Here is an 18579-nt window from a genome sequence, read left to right as displayed (position 1 = left end):
ATAACAAAAGCTTAGCTTTGTTATTGGGTATTAAGTATTTTAAGATTTAATATTAGAACGTATTGAAATACATCTATCATCACAATTTGATAGAGATTGTTTACTCTGCATTTTTGGCAAGTAAATCGTTACAGTTGTCCCGACACCAACCTCACTCATTATACTTATTGTTCCTTGATGACTTTCAATAATTTTATAACTTAACATCAATCCAATACCGGTACCTTTTTCTTTCGTACTATAAAAAGGTTCACCTAATCTTTTAATTCTTTCTTCAGGTATTCCTATTCCTTCATCTATTACATTAATAATGACACCATTTTTATGTATTTCTTTTATATGAATTGAAATTTTTCCACCATTTAGCATTGCTTCAATTGAATTTTGCAAAATATTAATAAAAACTTGTTTCAATTGATTTTCTGAGCATTCAATGATTATCTCTTCGGAATCTGTAAATAGTTCAACTTGAATATTTGTCATGATTGCTTTTGTATTAATTAGTGATACGACATTTTTAAAAATTTGATAAATATTTTTCTTTTCTGTATTTATTTCATCAGTTTTAGCAATCGACAAAAACTCTTGGAGAATTGCTTCTATTCTTTCTATTTCGGAAAGCATAAGGTCAAAATATTTCTCTTGATCCTCTGTATTAATTTGGAATAACTGTATAAATCCTTTAATTACAGTTAATGGGTTTCTCACTTCATGAGCTACACCGGCTGCTAATTGACCAATTGCCGCAAGTGTATCTGATTTATTTAGCAATTCTTCTGCCTTTTTCCGCTCTGTAATATCGCGGACAATGATCATAATTTTATCTTGTAATAATGGTAAACATCTAGCTTCAAAGAAATCAATACTTCCATTAATTGTTAGAGGATATTCTACAATTACATTCTTTCCTTCATCTTTCAATTGGCGAATTGCTTCTTGAAATTGCTGTGCTACTGGAGACGGTAATATTTCGTAAAACTTTTTTCCCATAAAAGCTTCTGCGGGCACGTAAAATTTTGTAGGGGATCCTGCTTTATAATCTATAATTGTCCCATCATCTTTTGTTAAAAAACATAAATCTGGTAAAGCTTTGAAAATTAATTCCAATTCAGAGGTTTGTTGTTTTAATTGCTCTTCTATTGCTTTTAAATGTGTAATATCTACCCCAACAGCCCAGTAACTAAATCCCGTTACAGGAAATTGCTCTGATATATTGGACCACATTATCGTTTTAATTTCTCCATTTTTACATGTTAAACTCATTTCCCAATCTCTAAAATTTTTTCCACGAGTCAAAAATTTATTTTGTATTTGATGGCGATAATTATGGTCAGGATACAGTAATTGAAGAGCGTTTGGATTCCCAATTATTTCTTCAGCAGTATAACCTGTTACAATCTCGCATTCTCGATTCCACAAAACAAAATCTCCATTATAGTCAAGCGCATCAACCATAACAGGCATGTTTTGTAAGATCGTATGTAGTTCTTCCTCTTTTCGAGAAAGTAACGATATATTTTTACTTTGAACTTCTTTTTTCACCCCAGTTATAATAAGGTTAGAAAGCATTTCAAAATATTTTTGGCAATTGAAAATTTCGCTTCGTTTGGAACATACAACAAAAGATCCTAAATATTGATTGTATAAGAAAAGGGGGATTTCAATTTTTGGAAGTTTACATACTTTCATTTCATTAATTCCAAATGAAAATATACATTCGTTTTCAGCATCAAGAAGTTGATGTGATATGTTGGTTAATTTATAAAATTGTTCTGCCATGGTTTCTATTGTACTCACATCAATAAGTTCCATTAGCCGCGCATTCATTCCTTTTTCACCTCAATATGTAAAATTTATACAAATTCAAAATTCATACTTCTTCATTATACGAAGAAAGTGCTCCTAGGTATATAGCTGTAGAATAATTATTCAAACAAATTCTATTTTTCAATTAAAAACAGAAAATAATATGGGAATGTTATGCGCTGCTAGTAGAAGTATAAAGTGAAACTTTAATCAGTGGGGGTTTTGTTCATCCCCCACCTAACTTCTTTGCTTCCGCTGAATTTTGAGGTGAGGGGTCTTACTGCCCGTTAATGCGGGATAAAAATATAATAATCATAAAATTCACAAAAAATTCACAACTTTCATGAAAAATATAAACATTTATTCCAATATATTCTATATAATGAGGTGTAATAAGGCTTCTATGAATCTCATAGAATACCTTACCCCTAATAAAAAGAAAAAAAGAATCTTTTTGTTTTATTAAAAGGACACATAACTGGCAAGTCCTTTAATAAACGAGGGATTCGATAAAATGTTGCACATTCTATCACGGAAAGTACATCACTATTGAATAGTGGTGTGTTTTTCTTTTAGAAGACCTCTTTATGACCCCAATTACTACAACAACTTTTGATTTTTACCACAATAAAATGAACATTGAAAAAGAAACAATTGGACATTTATTAGATTTGGATACTATTCTTTGTACAGATGCTTGGAGGGCGTACATGACGTACGCAAAAGAAAAAGGCATGGAACATTACCGTACTAATACATCAAAAACAGGTCATGTCATTAAAGGGACTTATCACATTCAAAATGTGAACAGTTATCACGCTCATTTCAGTCATTGGATTGACCGATTTAAAAGTGTGGCGACAAAATACCTCGAACTGTTTAGCATGGTTTCAATTCTTCAAAATGAAGGTATTTGACGCAACAACAGCGAATATAAAAGAGGTACTTGTTAGTACCCGTCTATGTGAGAATCATTTAATAAACCAGCAAATTCGCCAATCAAAATTAGTTATCTACATACATTTAAAGCAAACTTTATTGAACTAATTGGTAGTTTGATCCAATAAAATTACAGATGTTTTTGAAGGAAGGATAGGTAATAATGAACATTTTATTTGTTTGCACTGATAATTTCACCCGAAGTGTAATTGCTGAATTTTGTATGAAAAACTATCTACAAAAAACGAATAACACGTCAGTTAAAGTGGCTTCTGCGGGCATTAGGGCTAATAGCGATATTAGCAAATATTCCACAATTCATTTTAATATAATGAATGAATTGGGTATCGATACTTCTTTGTTCAATCGCACACAATTTGATGAAACTTGTTTTGATAAATTTGATATTGTTATTGGGATGAGCGAATTACATAAAGAATTTATTAAACAACAATATAACCGTGATATTCGTTTGTTTAACGAAGTATACAATGGTCTACAAACACCAGTAAATATTGGTGAACCTGATAGCGAACATTTTTTTGAGCAAATGAATCAATTGATAGTTTATATAAATAATGCTGTTCCATCTATTTTAAGTAATATAAAATTGACGAAGTAAAAAATTAATACAATTAATATATACTTTAGTTAGATAAGGAAAAAATCAACATTTCAGTTTAACAGAGCCATTATTTATAATAAGCTTATTAAAAGAGAATCCGAACTCTTCTAAAATTAAACATAGCTATACTGAATGAACAAGGAGTTTACCATAGATAATTGTATATCAAAAAAAAAGCTATTTCTTTTTAGAAAACTCTAATAAAAGAAATAGCTTTTTTGTTTTATATCCCTAAAAGGTATATGCTTTACTTAAATTGTTCAAAATGACTTGTAACCCACTTTTGATGATTACGAGCAAGGTATTGTTCCGTCTGAATAAGTTTATCTACAAGTTCTTCTTTAGATAATTTCATATATTTACTTCTTACTTTTAAAATATTGCGACTAGGTGAAATGTTTCTGATAGTCGATTCATCAAATGTGGTTTGTAATGCAGTCTTTTTCTTGTTTTGTTTTACTTTAAAAGTCTTACTATATTGTTTGTAATAGGAATACAGTTCCTCATTTCTTTTTATTGTATTAGCGTGGATACCTTTTCCTGTTACATCAAGTTCTTTAGATTTTTCATGAATGTTTTTGTAAGTTACAGGAATTCCATTTGAAACGAGAGTATCAATTGTCAACATGCCTAATTGAATAGAACGATTTTTTCTTTGTTTGTGAACAGACCGCAGCCAAGAACGATTACCAGAAGTTGTTAGATTTGATAACTGGTTCATAATTCTGTTCCTCTCTATATTTTTTGATTAAATCAATTTCTTTTAATTCAATCTTAGCTTGTTTCCGCATTTCTTTTGCCTTTCTTACTTCAATTTCGAGTCCAATTTTTTTGAAACGTTTTTCCATGTCCTCTGCAACTTTAATAGCTTCTAATAGTTCATGTTCTTGTTCGGGTTGTGGAATTTTTGCTTTGCACCCTAAACATGCCATCTTCGTCGGACATACATAATCTGTCACACAAGTACCGCCTAAAACGTTATTAAAAACTCCAACTTTTTCACTATACTCTGTAAGTTCTTTTTGAAGTTCTACTGGACTTCGTAGTAAAGCATCATCTATGTCAATATAGCTAGAAATTACATCTTGAAGTTCACCGACCGATTCAGCAATTTGACTTGGAGTTGGAGCCGAATAGTATTCAGTTACCGCTAAGTCTCGTTGATGCAGAATTTTCGCCAAAATATCAATAGGCATCTTTTGACGTTGTACAGCTTCTGTTGCAAATGCATGCCGTAACAAATGTGTTTTTACAATTACAGGAGAGCCCTCTTGTGTTTCAAATCTTAACCCGTGTAGTAGAAATCGAATACAGGCATACACTGCATGAATCTTAAAAGCTTTGTGATTATATTGAAAATAATAAGGCTTTTCTCCTGGAAACAAGTGCTTTCTATCATGACGATATTCAACACTGGGAATTTTCCCTCCATAATGATCCTTTAGCATTCGTGAAACGGTTTGGATAATTTGCATTGTTTGTTTACTCACATAAAATTCTTCTACAATATCTCTTCCTTTTGGAATCGCATAAAATGAATAATGAAGTTTTTCTTTTACCAATTTAGTTTGTATACATTCTTTCGTGTTGCTAATTTGTAATAGTTCATTTATTCTTGCTCCTGTTGTTGTAAGAATATCTATCGCCAATAAACCAAATGTACATCCAGCATAAAAAGATTCTACATCAAAAAAAACACCTTTTACATTATTCCTATAACGACCTAAAAAAGCTGAAAAACTAATTATATCTTTATGACCACTAGCAAACGGAGGGGATTTACTTTCAGAATACATATCCATGTACCCCCACAATTTTAGAAAGTCTTGTTTTTGTTTTATTTCTTCTTTGTTGGCCCTTTGAAATAAATTTCCTAGAACATCATTTTCAATTAAATCAGTAAACCATAATCCATCTACTTCGTCATCTTCATCTAAAGGTTCAGATTTTACAAATTCTAAAAAGTGGTGATTATTATTTTTTGAATAGGTTGATTTACGTTCTTGTGCTTGTTTAACTACTGTTTTGGGGAAGTATTCTTCGTGGTGTAATACAAATGACTGCTTATCCCATAAACGAAAATAAAAACGTTCTCCAATTCGTGTCGGTTCTTCGTAATGAAATTCCAGTGGAAGAGATAAGTTTTGTTCCTCAACACGTTCTATTGTTTTTTGAAAACTTTCCCTTATACGTTTTATTTGATTCCAGCGGAAATGGGCTTCCGATCGGATTTTGGGTAGAAAAGGAACTATAGCATCTGTTTCATCTTTCCGACTATTTTGTGCCTGTTCCGTCGCTAATTTTTCAAATAGAAAATCATTTGAGTTAAATAAAGGTATAGGAAAAAGAAATTGCTCAAAATATTCTTGTTGTTCGATTGATAATTTATGAGTTAACCACTTTTTCATTTGAGAGGAAAGTGCTCTATAATTTTTAAAAAAACTCATTCTCATAGAATTGGAATGTTCGGGATAAATTGTTCCTTTAAAATATTTATACAAATGTTCCATAACATCAAATTCTGACATCGTATTCAAGTTAAATGCTAAAAAAATATCTTGGAATCTTGGATTAGCATTTATTAATGGATTTCTAATTGTATGCGAATCTAGATTTTTATCCGCACTAGTAAGTATCCCTAATAAGAGATGATTTGCCCAAGGTTTATTAACACAAGCACTCAAGAAATACTTTAAGTTTCTTTCATCTAATTTATCTAAAAGAAAAATACCTCTTGAGTCTTTTAAGTGAAGAATTTTTCCGTCCACTTTTTCCTTTAACTTATCATACCATTCATTATTTGGTACATCTCTAATTATTGTTGACATACTTACTCCAGCCCTTCTAACAGTTCTTGTAAATCATGATCTATTTCTTTTTGGACTTCAATTGTTGTATGTTGGAATTCGATGTTTTTCTTCATTTTTTTACTTTGTTCATATTCGATTTCATTTTTTTGCATATTTTCAAACATTTGGTCATGTGATTCTCGATGTTTTTCCTCATCGAAATAATGCTCATACACTCTAATGGTATCTGGATTTTTCCATTTCATATACTTAATAAGTTCATTCTTTCGTTGGTGGATTTCGGAATCATATTTAGAAATGTTATGAATCTCTCTAAGTCTAGTTGTGACAAACCAATGCCTTGCTTTATGTGGATTCAACTTAATATCGCCATTTGTCATTGCTTTGTTCCAATGATAGTACCAAGCATGATACGTTAAAGGTGTACCAAACTCTGAAAGGAATATAGGAGCTTCATCAGATAGTTGTTCATAATTAAAATGGTTTATATCATATTTCATTCTTTCGGTATTAATATATTGAAAAAGGCGTTTTACAGTGTCTTTGCTAAGTCGAAGAAACTTTACCTTTCTTCCATAGCTACCTTTACTGAATGTAATGACTTCTTGATGACTTTTTCTTGAACGATAATCTCCAATTGTTAATTCAATGATTTCAGAAGCCCTAGCTCCAGTTTCAAAAAGCATTCGTGATATAACCGTTTCTCTTTGAGACCAATTTATATTTTTCCCCGCTTGATAGACTTGAAAGGGTAAGTGGGGATCGTCAATAATCTTAGGTTGCCATTCATCATTGATAATTTTGAAATAAGAATCCGTTAATCTACGATATTCTAAAGGTTCTTCTGTTCCGCTAATAGCGGGCATGCGTGGTTTGTCCTTTCTAACACCTTCAACATGACTACGATAGTCATTGAGAATTGCTTCGGAATCTATTAATGGATTAGGATGATTATACTCGTCTAAACGAATAAGCGATTTATAGAATGATTTAATCGCAGATAAAAAACGATTTACGGTATTGGGGCTTTTGTTTGTTAGATTAACAAAGCAAAAACTATCCTTTTCACGAACTCTACATTCCATTTCGCTTTTTAAATAATCTTCAATGGCTATTCGTATAATTTCTGGTGAATCATCCCATTTCACATGTCTTTCTTGATAGTTGCTATGCTGTTCTAACCAATAAAAAAAAGGTAACAGACATTGTAAATAAGATAAAGCTGAACTTTTCGATATTCTTCCTATACAATCTTGGTAAAAGTCCGTTAAAGGCAAAAATGGTTCATTATTACTATTAAAAACTAGCAATTCATATCGACTCTCAACATCCTTCGGACAATATGCATAATAATATCCTTGGCCCATTGTGCAAATCACCTTCCAGCAACTTTAAATAAAATTAATCTTCTAACCAGTTGTAGAGTGCAATCTTTGATTGGTATGTGTTTTCTGCTTTGTTTTGCATCGCATCGTAGTCTTGCTGTGTAAGATCAGATAAGTGTTTGTTTTGTTTTTTAGGTATTTTAACGAGAAGAGTAGTTGGACTCCAATTTTCACGAATCGCTTTTTTAATAAATCCATCAGGGTTTTTCACTTTTGTAGTAGATTGCTGCATAATAAGTAGTATTTCTAAAGTACGTTTAATTCCAACAATAGATAAGACTGAATGAATTTCTTTCGTAGGTGAGGTAAGTGTAACAGCTTCGTATGCTAATTTTATTAGCGGAGCTTCTTCATTTTTAAATGACTTTATGTGGGATTCTTGATGGGGTTCTTCTTTTGTGGGAACGATCTCTGTAATATGAAGCAAATCACTTTCAAGTATCCGCCATCCTTCTTTATCACTATTGCGATATGAATTAGGCAGCTTACCAGAACGTATCCACCTTTTAATCGTTTCTTCATGCTTCCCTATGAGGGAGGACACTTCTTTGACTGTGTATATTTTCATAAACACACCTCATTAAAAGTTTTGGTTTCCAGAATATTCTATTTTAATTATACAAAAATTGAATGCTGTAGTAAATCTATTTTTTTGTTGTGGTAGCAAATGAGGTCATAAAGAGGTCTTCTAAAAGAAAAATACACCACTAGAAATTAGTGATGTATTTCCGTTAATAAAATGTGCAACATTTTATTAACATAAAGGATTATAAAAGCTTTGTGTGTTAGAACCTATTTTAATATTACATAGTAGATTCTTTTTTTCTTTTTATTACATTACATATTTATATAAAGCATGTGCGACACCATGTTCTTCATTTGTTAACGTTTCGTATTTACACATCGCTTTTATTTCTTCAACTGCATTTCCCATTGCAATTGATATATTTGCTTTCTCCATCATAGAAACATCGTTTAAGCCATCGCCTATTGCTACAGTGTTTTCAACTGGAATATTAAGATGTTCTGCTAAAGTATATAATCCATTTCCTTTTTGAGCATCTCGATGATTAATCTCTAAATTATGCCAATAGGAAGATGTAATAGCTAAATCCGTATTATGCAGAAACGTTTCTTTTAATTTTTTTAATTTCTCTATGTCATAAGAAAACGGTAAAAGTTTATGCACATGTATATCCATTTCTACAATTGGTTTACAACTTTCTGTGCTATGAAATGCTGTATGCTCAAGGTATAATGCAGCAATCGTTTCTAACTCTTTCAAATCGAAATTTCCTTTTGCATTCTTCACATACTCGATTTCATTACGTACACTCTCTACTCCATAATCGGGTACATACACACCTTTATTAGTATAGAGCTGATAATACAAGCCATTCTCTTCAAGATATTCTACAATCTCAAGTGCCTGCATATTTTGAATTGGATATCTCTTCATCATTTTTTTATCTTTATATATAAGCGCACCATTTTCTGCGATAATCGGACACTCCAAACCAACTTCTAACAATAGTCGTTCAATATCCACAATAGAACGTCCTGTACAAATTGCTACAACATGGCCAGCTTCTTGACATTTTCGAATTGCTTCTGCATTCTCTTTACTAATCATTTTATTCCCTGAAAGAAGAGTTCCATCTAGATCAATTGCGATTAATTTCATTATTTCTTCACCACTTTCTATAAATACACGAGTTTTTATTAAATAAAAGGTATCGTTTTCATACGAATCTCGTGAAGTACTCCTTATTTATAATTTATGAAAAGCGTTTCAGGTCAAGAAATAATTAAAAATAAAATCCAAAGCTGTTCTTTTTATAGAAAAGCTTTGGATTTTATGCTATGAATTATAACTAATATATTTTGTCTCACACATATATACATTTTTTTCTTCTGTTGGGATATATACTTTAAACTTTTCTAAACGCTTTCCGTATATATGAATTGTGATTACGCTTTCATTTTCGGATATTTCTAGAATATGACAATCAGCTGGTGGAATTACTTTATCTGTTTCGCCTTCTCCCAAATAAAGATTTCCTGTATGTGTTAAATAAGAAAGTGAATTTCCAAGCTGCTTCGTTTGAACAAAATTCTGCACCATTATCCTTCCTGAAAAAACGCCTTCTACTCCCCATGTGCCATCATGATCATGTAATGGTGTAGATTGTCCATCTTTCCATACGAGAGCTAATACTTCAAAACGTTTTAATGGATCTTCATACAGTAAGTGTCGTGCATATTGAGCCGAATTTGACTTCTGTTTATCTAACGGAAGCCATGTTTTCTTTTCTAAAAGTTCTTCTAGTAATGTTTCAATTTTACACACGATTTCTTCTTCTAATAAATCACCATTTATTAAATCAGTTACAGCTTTAATAAATGTTTGAAACGTTTTACTCCCATTGCACGTTAACATAAGCATCCTCCTCTACGCTTTTTTCACATACCTCCATACTATAAAACACACTAAAATTTTACAATTGAGAAATAAAAAAACAAGGTACAATACAATGTACCTTGTTGAACGTTTTATTGAGTTTTTAAGCGAATAGGTAAATATTTTAAAGTTTGCTCATTTTTCAATATACATCTTTCTAAATTAAAAGATGGAGATAACTCTATTTTTTCGAAAGCATTTATAAAGGTACTTAATGCAATCTCCGCTTCTAAACGTGCAAGCGGTGCCCCTAAGCAAAAGTGCGGACCTTTACCAAAGGTTAAATGTTTTTCATTTCCTATGCGGTGTAAATTATACTTAGAAGCATGTGAGAATTTGTTCTCATCTAAATTTGCTGCACTAACCCATGCAACAATCATTTGATCCTTTTTCATTAAAGGACCAAATATGTTTGTATCCTCTGTAATCCTCCGAGCTAATGTAACAGGAAAGCGATAGCGTAATACTTCCTCAATCGCTTTTGCAACTAATTTAGGTTCTTCTCTTAATTCTTGATAAATTCCAGGTGAATCCACTAAAAAGCAATAAAAACTATTAATAATTAAATTTGTAGTCGTTTCATTACCAGCTGCTAATAAACCTAATGAAAAAGTTACAATTTCTTCATCGGTTAATCTTTCACCTTCATATTCAGCTCGTATTAAATCTGAAATAATATCATCTGTTAAATGATATCTTTTTTCTTGAACGATCGGTAAAAGATATGCTTTAAATTCATTTAATGCGATCCCTTTCTCGGCATCCAGATCATTAAACTTTTCTTTACTATACGGCATAAATAAAATATCAGACCATTCTTTAATTTGTTTACGGTCTGTAGTAGGTACTCCCAATAGGTCTGATATAACGGTAACAGGTAAAGGTGCAGCAAATTGATTAACAATATTAACTTCATCATACTTTTTTATATTTTTTACAAGTTCGTCCGCAATAGCTTGTATACGAGGTTTCCACTGTTCTAAACTTCTTGGAGTAAATGCTTTAGAAACAATTGAACGTACGTTACGGTGTTCTGGCGGATCTGTAGAGTTTATATTTATTCTAGTTTCTAAAGGAGGGATTGCGAATTGTCTCCGCTCCCTACTACTTGAAAATAAGCGATAGTCTGATAAAACACGATTCACGTCCTCATATAAAAAAACATTCCAAACATCTTGCTCTTCATCATAATGTACTGGGTAATTATCCCTCATAAATTGATACCATCCATACGGGTTCCACAGCTCTTCTTTTGTTTTTAGCTTTGAAATTTCATGAACTAAAATAACATTTTCAGGTGAATCCATAGTTCTTTCCTCCCTTTTCTTTTACAATAAAAGTGATAGGTAGGTAATTCAAAGTTGTATAAACTAACATATGTTATTTTAACATATACATAGCAAAACTTTTCAAATAAAAACTTGAGAAATATATGAGGAGGCTTTTTTATGTATGTTGATATTTTATTACTTGCAGAATTAACAACAGGGCCAAAACATGGCTATGAAATAAAGAAAAATATTCAAAATCGGTTAGGCAATAATTTTGAATTAAATCATAACATGCTTTACCCTACTCTTCGGCGTTTTGAAAACATGGGAGCCATAACGAAAAATGTACAGAAACAAGTTGGAAAACCAAACCGAAATATGTACAATATAACAGAAACAGGAGAAGAAATTTTTTATGAAATGTTAAGAGAATTCCCCGAAAAGATTGCGACAAACAACACTGAGGTCCTTGTACGTATCGCGCTTTTCGACAAACTTGATTACGAGGCTAGAATAGAAATTTTAACTACGCGCCAAAACGTGCTTCAAAAACAACTTACAGCCATCCAATCCCTTGATGTTGTCTCACCTTTTATTACAGAAGTTGTTGAATTTACTAAATCACGTATTGAGCATGAACTACGTTGGATTACATCACTTATGAAGAAAATATAAAAAATAACAGAAAAAGTTAAAAATAATGAATGAAAATGAGATTTATTATCAATACTAGTATTAATAAAAGGGCAACCACGATTTGGCTACCCTTCAAAAATTTACAATTCTGGATCGAAAGTTTTGCAATCTGTTTCTTCCGTTGTAGATGCTTGTTTCCCTTTATGACTAACTACATAAATTGCATCTGCACTACATTTATTACCGTTAGCCCAAAATTTACAATTGTTTACTTCACATAAAACGTCTTGTGCCATAGTATCACACCTCCTTGTTCTATTATCATTAACAAAATTCGGAGGTATGATACTCTTTGTCATCTAATTTTTATTACCTTTTTAGCTTTCTTAATGTTTCTATATGCCCTCGTACAATAACATCGATATTTTCAGTTATCTTTTCAATGTCAAAATGCCACCATTGAATTTGCAATAATTCTTCTATTATTTCATTTGAAAATCTCTCTTTTATTTTATTTGCAGGGTTTCCACCAACAATTGTATATGGTGCGACATCTTTAGTCACAACAGATTTCGCTGCAATGATTGCACCATCTCCTATTTTAATTCCGGGCATAATCGTTGTATCCATACCGATCCAAACGTCATTTCCTATAACTGTATCTCCTTTATACGGTAAATCAGACAAATCTGGTGTAAACTTCTCCCATCCATTCCCAAAAATATTAAACGGATAAGCTGAAAATCCATCCATTCGATGATTCGCTCCGTTCATAATAAAGGTAACTCCAGATGCAATACAGCAAAACTTCCCAATGAAGAGACGATCTCCGATAAATTCATAATGATATAATACTCGATCTTCTAATGTTTCCCCATGTTTCGCATCATAATAAGAATAGTCACCAACAAGTATATTAGATTTCGTTATTGTATTTTTTATAAAATGAATGTTTTGATTTCCTTCAATTGGGTATTTAACGTTTGGATTAGGATTCATGTTGCACAGCACTTCCTTTACCATTCATTTCACTTTCTACTGCTATTACTGGCTTTAAATTGTATATAGGTAAAATAAACAATAATCCAATAACAAATAGTAGAGCCGTCCCCTCGTACATCATACTTAACGAAAACATCTCCTTTAATGAACCAGCAATACTCATCGTTACTACCATTGAACCGGTGAACAGTGGACTTAAAATGCCATTTACTCTACCAATAAAATCCGTATCGCTATTTTGTATAATAAGTGTATTAATACCTATTTGAATACATGGTAGAGCTAACCCACTAAAAAGTTGTGCCGTAAGTGTCACCCATAAATTTGTAGAGTAACCAATTATACCAATTCCAATAGCCTGACCAAGCATACCTACGATTAACATTTTTTGCGGCGCAACGTTTTTCACGAATACCATCGCTAAAGCTCCGCCAACAATCATCCCTGCGCCATTTACTGTTAGTAACCATTGTAAACTCTCTTTTGATAACCCTAACTGCTCAGTTACAATAAATATGCCAAGTGGCTGAATTAAGCCTATTCCTAGTCCTGCTGCCATAAAACATAATCCAAGTAAAGTTAATGCTTTTTTCTTTTTGACGTATTTAATACCATCCTTCATTTCCTGCAACAGCGTGATGTCTTTCTTTTCTGCTTTGTTTTCAAGATCTTTCGGAAGAAATAACAATACACCTGCAGCAAGTAAAAACGCGATACCTGTTATAATGATTGAAATATAAATTCCAAAACTATGAAAAATAAATGTTCCGAGAATTGGTCCTAACACCATAAATATCGCAAAAATCGTTTGATATATAGACATTGCTAATTGAATTTGTTCCGTCGATAAGTGTTGTTTAAACAACTTCATTCCAGATGGTTGAGAAAACTGCGAAAGGATTGCAGAGATTAGCGTCACAAAAAAAACAATTTTCCACGTCCCAAACATAAGTGTAATTAATACAGCGAATACTGAAATAGAACTTAACGTTTCACACCATATCATTGTCCTCTTCGGCTTCCACCTATCAGCAAAAGTTCCACCAATGAATGAGAATATAAAAATTGGGGCGAATTCAGCAACTGAAATCATTGATATAGCGAAAGCGTCACCTTTCGTCATTTCCATAACATATAATAATACCGCAAAGTTTCGAACCCATATTCCTATTTGTAAAAATAATGCTGATGCAAGAATTCCCTGTACAAATCGGTTTTTCAATACTTGTGATACCCCATGATTTCGTTTCGATTCTATAGTCGTCGACATAAAAAAGCCTCCTATTTCATGTTCTGAACAGGAGGCAGCACAAATCATATGAAAAGACTATATTTTTCGCAGTGCGAAACACATCCCTTTTCTATAAATGTACATACTAATCCTATTCAGAAGAATATTTCGTTTTTTAACGAAGATCTCTTAAAAATAGAATTAGTTGATCATTGGGATGTTTTCACCCTTCCGTTTCGAATTTAAATAACACATACATACTCTATGTAAAACATTTTCAATGTATGCATGTCTCATTTTAACTATTCTAGAAAGTCAAAGGCAGTTCCTCTAAAGAACGCATTAAATAATTTCCTTGCCATTTAATATCTTCACGATCGCCCTTTATTTGTAGTTCAGGCATTCTTTTAAACAGAGTAGTAATAGCAATCTTTGCTTCTAACCTAGCAAGTGGAGCTCCTAAACAGAAATGACTACCATGTCCGAAAGCAATGTGACGGTTATTCTCACGCATAATATCAAATACTTCTGGGTTTTCAAATACTGTTTCATCACGGTTTGCGGAAGCTAATGCGATAATAACCATATCTCCTTTTTGGATTGTTTGGTCATGAATTTGAAACGGCTCAGCCGCCCATCTTGCAGTTGTCACCTCAACTGGAGAATAATAACGCAATCCTTCCTCAATAGCTGAATCAATTAATTTCGGATTATCTTTTAATAACTGTAATTGCTTCGGATTTTCAAGAAGTGCTAATACCGTATTTGTTATTAAATTCACTGTTGTCTCGTGTCCGGCTACAATTAATAACATGATCATTGAATATAGCTCTCGAGCACTAAGTTTCTGCCCTTCATTTTCTGCAAGTATTAACGCACTAACCAAATCTTCTTTTGGATTTTTTCGTTTTACATCAACTATATATTGAAGATATGTAATAAACTCAGATAGTTGTTTTTCGGTTTCTTTTATTTCTTCAGGTGTTTCTGGCGATGCAATGACAGCATGAGACCAAATTCTAAATTTCGCTTGATCCTCTTTTGGAATTCCAAGCATCTCACTTATTACAATAATCGGTAATGGGAATGAATAATCATCCACAAGATTTAATGTACCTTTTCGCTCTATTTCACTTATTAAATCATCCGCTATTCTCTGAATTCTTCCGTCTAACTGTGAAATCATCTTCGGTGTAAAAGCTTTTTGAACTAAAGATCGTAAACGACTATGGTTAGGTGGGTCCGAATTTAACATGTGCGTTGTTAAATGATCACTATTGTCAACGGAAAGATACATGTTCTTTGTATCTTGAGGAAACACATTTGCCTGATCTTTTTTTAAGCGATTATCTTTTAAAAGCGGCAAAGCATCTTCATATCTTGTAATGAGCCATTCTTTACCGATTTCAATTTGATTTACAAATAATATAGGCTGCACTTTTCTCGATTCTTTATAAATTTCATACGCATCTTCTTTAAACTGAGCTGAAGCTAAATTAATGCCATCCTCTATTCTTAGGCCCACTTTGTTTTTCATTGACATTGCATTCCCTCACTCTCACTTGTTTTTGAAAATCAACCAACATATGCATTATACTCTAATAAAAACGTGAAAATTGTAAATTTTCAATTACAATCTTACTTCGTATATTGAAAAATAAAAAAGTGAACGAGTAAAAGTATTCTACTCGCTCACTTTTCTTTATGCGAAGCACATAAAGTTACTAATTTGTTGATATCGGTAACTTACTTTACGACGGCGACCACCTTGCCAAGTATAACCTGAAACCCCGTTTCTTCTTACCTCAGTTGGAAAGAACCATAAATCTCTTCCGAAAGGCCCAGATCGATGTAAACGTAAATAGCCCCATCTTCCTAGACAGTTACACATCCATGATTTCATATTACCTGCTTGTGCAGGAGAAGCAAATGTGGACGGTAACGACGGAGCTTGTGACGGTGGTGGTGACGTTGGAGCATCTTCCGCATCATCTGGTCTGTAATCTTCTTGTTCAATATCTCTCACTTCATTTGTAGATTTATAACCGTAGTTTTGTGGATTATAATACATCCCTTGATCATATGGATAGTTTTGTTGATTATACATATTAACAAATCACCTTCTTTTCATTTCCTTTAACATTCATATGTAATTCGTTAACTATAGGAAGCTTATGTATAGCCTAAATTCAATTGAAAAAAGTTCGCATTTTAAAAATACGAACTTTTTCATACACTGGATATATTTATTATTTTTTTAACTTCACACTATAAAAACGCATTTGATCTAATGAACCTTCATATTCAAATACTTCTTGCTTAATTAATTCTTTCAAGCGATATTCCAAAAACGTATCCCCAACCAATTGATCTGCAAGACCAAGTGCTTCACCTATTACTCTCGGAGCTTTATAAAATTCTTTATCTGCTCCCACATTTTTCGCACACTCAATAATGAATTGATCAAAGTAACCTTCTTGTACAGAATGCACTTCATCGTCTTTCCAAACTCTTAAAAACTCCATGCTTTGCGATAATATATCCCACTCATGTGCAAACTTCATTCGCTTCTCTTCAGTTAAATACGGAAATTCCACAAAACGTTTTAGAAAAAGAGCTAAACTTTCAGGAGATAATTCTCCAGTTCCACGAATATCATAATCTTGTTTTAATATTTCTCTACTCGCTTCAGAAGTATTTATAACACGAATATTTTTCTTATCTTTTAATTGCGCAGTTGCAAAACAAAGCCCTACATGCTCATGGGCATTATCCGCCTTCCAAATGGTAATCGGTGTTTCATTCGGAATTGAATGTAGCTCTTCTAAAGTCTCCTTAAATCTTGGTAAATACTCTTCTTCAAAATAACAATCATAAGAAGTTAAGTTATTTAATAACCACTGTGATCTTGCTAATTGACCTTCATTCATATGTAATTGATGTATGGGACCAATAGAAAAGAATTCAGAGTATGAAACAACATTCTCCTCGTGTAACCCTTCTTGTTTCAACATATATTTTAAACATCCGGCTGTTGAATCATCAAAGGCAATATGAATGTGTGTACTTTCTTCTAAATTCTTTTCCTGAGTTGTATGACTCGTCAATTGCTTAGGGATACTCGTTAAATTTTTTAGCATATCTTCGCTATAATTCCCGTCTAATACATCTAACTGTATGAGAATACTTTGAAGTAAATGTTTTGCTTCATCTTCATACATATCCTCAACAACATTTTTAATTTTATCTATCATATAAATCCCTCTATTCATTTCTAAAATAACGTAGATTATAGTGTATCATTTTAGTCTAGATGTTTAAAAGCCTTTTTAAAATCAAATCGTTTATTACACAGATTGCTGCTACCATCTAAGTTTTTAACAAAAGCTTTCTCTATATTTCTCTCAATCTATAAATCTATAATATTTTTTGCTTCCTCCTTATCTATCTCCCAAAATCACATTAGTTGCTAAATATTTTTTAAACACTTTGTAAATCTTTTTATTTAAATGTATAATTATATAGAAAATAAAAAATATAGGAGCAATATGAATGGAGAAAGTACTTACTAACTATAAACATTATTTAAAAAATTGGAGATTTATATTTATTTGTATATTACCTGCTATCGCTTTATTGTATACATTCGATGTCATCTTTGAACTACTGATTCACCAAAATTTCTATTTGTCTAATTTAATTATTGCTATTATATTAACCATAATATTTATTAACGTTAAAGATAAGTTTAAAATCAAAGGTTAATGAAAACTTTAATTGAAACGAAACCTTTATGAAGCTACATTTTTCATAAAAAATAAGAGCACCCTGCTATTGGATGCTCTAATGTGATTAGAGGTTTTTTCTGAGTATTTAGTAGGACACGAAGATCTTGTCCTATTACATACTATATGCTTGTACGTATTACATTGTGCATGAAAAAGCACAATGTCTAGATGCCAAAGAGATACATACACATTGGAGCGCTAGAAAAGACCTTTCTATATCCATTCATTCTTGATAGCCTACATGATTACTATTAAAATCTGCTCATACTTTCATTGTACAATTGCTTTATTTATAAACAAAAAACATCCCCATGGATGTTTTTTATCTAATTCCCTTTAAACTTCCATAAATTTAGCAGGTACACCAATTTTTTCTACCACAGAAGATATATTAGTAGGGTTAATCATTACATTTTCAATATAAACTAATTTATTTTCTAATAATCCATTCTCTGTAGTAATAAGCTCTTCAAATCGTTCTAAAGTCATTGAGAATTTGTGCTCACTTCCACCATTCATACTGACTTTTACATACTTCATAGTGTCACCGCCTCTCTTAATTATCTATAATTCGCTAAGAATACGCTTACATCCTTTTATTTAAACGTGGATTTATCACTTTCCA

General features: G+C 32.0%; 18 protein-coding genes and 1 pseudogene. 4 read left to right on the top strand and 15 right to left on the bottom strand.

Going from position 1 to position 18579, the window contains the following annotated elements; genetic code table 11:
• Positions 1-39: 39 nt before the first annotated feature.
• A complete protein-coding gene (locus JDS95_RS22180) occupies positions 40-1827 on the bottom strand; it encodes a PAS domain-containing sensor histidine kinase (RefSeq protein WP_139823488.1) in 1788 nt (595 codons plus the stop codon).
• Positions 1828-2453: 626 nt separating this feature from the next.
• Between JDS95_RS22180 and JDS95_RS22175 the strand changes: the two are divergent.
• A pseudogene (locus tag JDS95_RS22175) lies at positions 2454-2853 on the top strand (IS1595 family transposase); the annotation flags it as partial.
• Positions 2854-2908: 55 nt separating this feature from the next.
• On the top strand, positions 2909-3367 hold the full coding sequence (locus tag JDS95_RS22170; RefSeq protein ID WP_085450214.1) for an arsenate reductase/protein-tyrosine-phosphatase family protein: 459 nt from the start codon (positions 2909-2911) through the stop codon (positions 3365-3367).
• A gap of 250 nt (positions 3368-3617) precedes the next feature.
• On the opposite strand, the gene JDS95_RS22165 is transcribed toward JDS95_RS22170, so the two are convergent.
• The 7 genes from JDS95_RS22165 to JDS95_RS22135 form a co-directional block, all read right to left on the bottom strand.
• Positions 3618-4091, bottom strand: a complete 474-nt coding sequence (locus JDS95_RS22165; protein WP_085450213.1) for a hypothetical protein — start codon at positions 4089-4091, stop codon at positions 3618-3620.
• Positions 4057-6198, bottom strand: coding sequence for a site-specific integrase (locus tag JDS95_RS22160; protein WP_199690792.1), 2142 nt, complete (start codon positions 6196-6198; stop codon positions 4057-4059). The genes JDS95_RS22165 and JDS95_RS22160 overlap by 35 nt, the downstream gene beginning before the upstream one ends.
• Before the next feature lie 2 nt (positions 6199-6200).
• Positions 6201-7547 carry a tyrosine-type recombinase/integrase gene (locus JDS95_RS22155; RefSeq protein ID WP_199690791.1) on the bottom strand — a complete coding sequence of 449 codons (1347 nt, stop codon included), beginning with the start codon at positions 7545-7547 and terminating at the stop codon, positions 6201-6203.
• Between the two features lie 34 nt (positions 7548-7581).
• Positions 7582-8133: a helix-turn-helix domain-containing protein gene (locus JDS95_RS22150; protein WP_199690790.1), complete on the bottom strand. Its 552-nt coding sequence runs from the start codon at positions 8131-8133 to the stop codon at positions 7582-7584.
• Positions 8134-8397: 264 nt separating this feature from the next.
• Positions 8398-9249: a Cof-type HAD-IIB family hydrolase gene (locus JDS95_RS22145; RefSeq protein WP_000766360.1), complete on the bottom strand. Its 852-nt coding sequence runs from the start codon at positions 9247-9249 to the stop codon at positions 8398-8400.
• A 177-nt stretch (positions 9250-9426) separates the two neighbouring features.
• A complete protein-coding gene (locus JDS95_RS22140; protein ID WP_000954448.1) occupies positions 9427-10005 on the bottom strand; it encodes a cysteine dioxygenase family protein in 579 nt (192 codons plus the stop codon).
• A 113-nt stretch (positions 10006-10118) separates the two neighbouring features.
• Complete coding sequence (locus tag JDS95_RS22135; protein WP_085450208.1) at positions 10119-11333, bottom strand: cytochrome P450; 1215 nt, start codon at positions 11331-11333, stop codon at positions 10119-10121.
• 141 nt (positions 11334-11474) lie between these two features.
• On the opposite strand from JDS95_RS22135, the gene JDS95_RS22130 reads away from it, so the two are divergent.
• Complete coding sequence (locus JDS95_RS22130) at positions 11475-11972, top strand: PadR family transcriptional regulator (RefSeq protein WP_000289116.1); 498 nt, start codon at positions 11475-11477, stop codon at positions 11970-11972.
• Positions 11973-12073: 101 nt separating this feature from the next.
• Here JDS95_RS22130 and JDS95_RS22125 read toward each other — a convergent pair whose 3' ends face one another.
• The 6 genes from JDS95_RS22125 to JDS95_RS22100 all read right to left on the bottom strand — a co-directional run bounded on the left by JDS95_RS22125 (position 12074) and on the right by JDS95_RS22100 (position 17420).
• Entirely contained in the window at positions 12074-12229 is a 156-nt protein-coding gene (locus JDS95_RS22125; RefSeq protein ID WP_000046090.1) for a DUF1540 domain-containing protein, read from the bottom strand.
• Between the two features lie 73 nt (positions 12230-12302).
• Positions 12303-12932 carry a Vat family streptogramin A O-acetyltransferase gene (locus JDS95_RS22120; RefSeq protein ID WP_085450207.1) on the bottom strand — a complete coding sequence of 210 codons (630 nt, stop codon included), beginning with the start codon at positions 12930-12932 and terminating at the stop codon, positions 12303-12305.
• Positions 12922-14205, bottom strand: coding sequence for an MFS transporter (locus JDS95_RS22115; protein ID WP_144467135.1), 1284 nt, complete (start codon positions 14203-14205; stop codon positions 12922-12924). Before JDS95_RS22115 ends, JDS95_RS22120 begins: the two co-directional genes overlap by 11 nt.
• 268 nt (positions 14206-14473) lie before the next feature.
• Positions 14474-15709 carry a cytochrome P450 family protein gene (locus JDS95_RS22110; protein ID WP_000062110.1) on the bottom strand — a complete coding sequence of 412 codons (1236 nt, stop codon included), beginning with the start codon at positions 15707-15709 and terminating at the stop codon, positions 14474-14476.
• Between the two features lie 159 nt (positions 15710-15868).
• Positions 15869-16273 carry a hypothetical protein gene (locus JDS95_RS22105; protein ID WP_000282703.1) on the bottom strand — a complete coding sequence of 135 codons (405 nt, stop codon included), beginning with the start codon at positions 16271-16273 and terminating at the stop codon, positions 15869-15871.
• A 142-nt stretch (positions 16274-16415) separates the two neighbouring features.
• Positions 16416-17420, bottom strand: a complete 1005-nt coding sequence (locus JDS95_RS22100) for a DUF1835 domain-containing protein (RefSeq protein ID WP_000565715.1) — start codon at positions 17418-17420, stop codon at positions 16416-16418.
• Between the two features lie 298 nt (positions 17421-17718).
• On the opposite strand from JDS95_RS22100, the gene JDS95_RS22095 reads away from it, so the two are divergent.
• A complete protein-coding gene (locus JDS95_RS22095; protein WP_000416829.1) occupies positions 17719-17931 on the top strand; it encodes a hypothetical protein in 213 nt (70 codons plus the stop codon).
• Between the two features lie 359 nt (positions 17932-18290).
• Here the strand turns inward: JDS95_RS22095 and JDS95_RS22090 are convergent, their stop codons facing one another.
• On the bottom strand, positions 18291-18494 hold the full coding sequence (locus tag JDS95_RS22090) for a hypothetical protein (RefSeq protein ID WP_000878378.1): 204 nt from the start codon (positions 18492-18494) through the stop codon (positions 18291-18293).
• Positions 18495-18579: the final 85 nt, after the last annotated feature.

The organism is Bacillus cereus group sp. N24, from assembly GCF_016483345.1.
Taxonomy (GTDB): domain Bacteria; phylum Bacillota; class Bacilli; order Bacillales; family Bacillaceae_G; genus Bacillus_A; species Bacillus_A toyonensis.
Note: the sequence above shows the minus strand (reverse complement) of the source record. Positions and strands in the feature narration are given on the sequence as shown.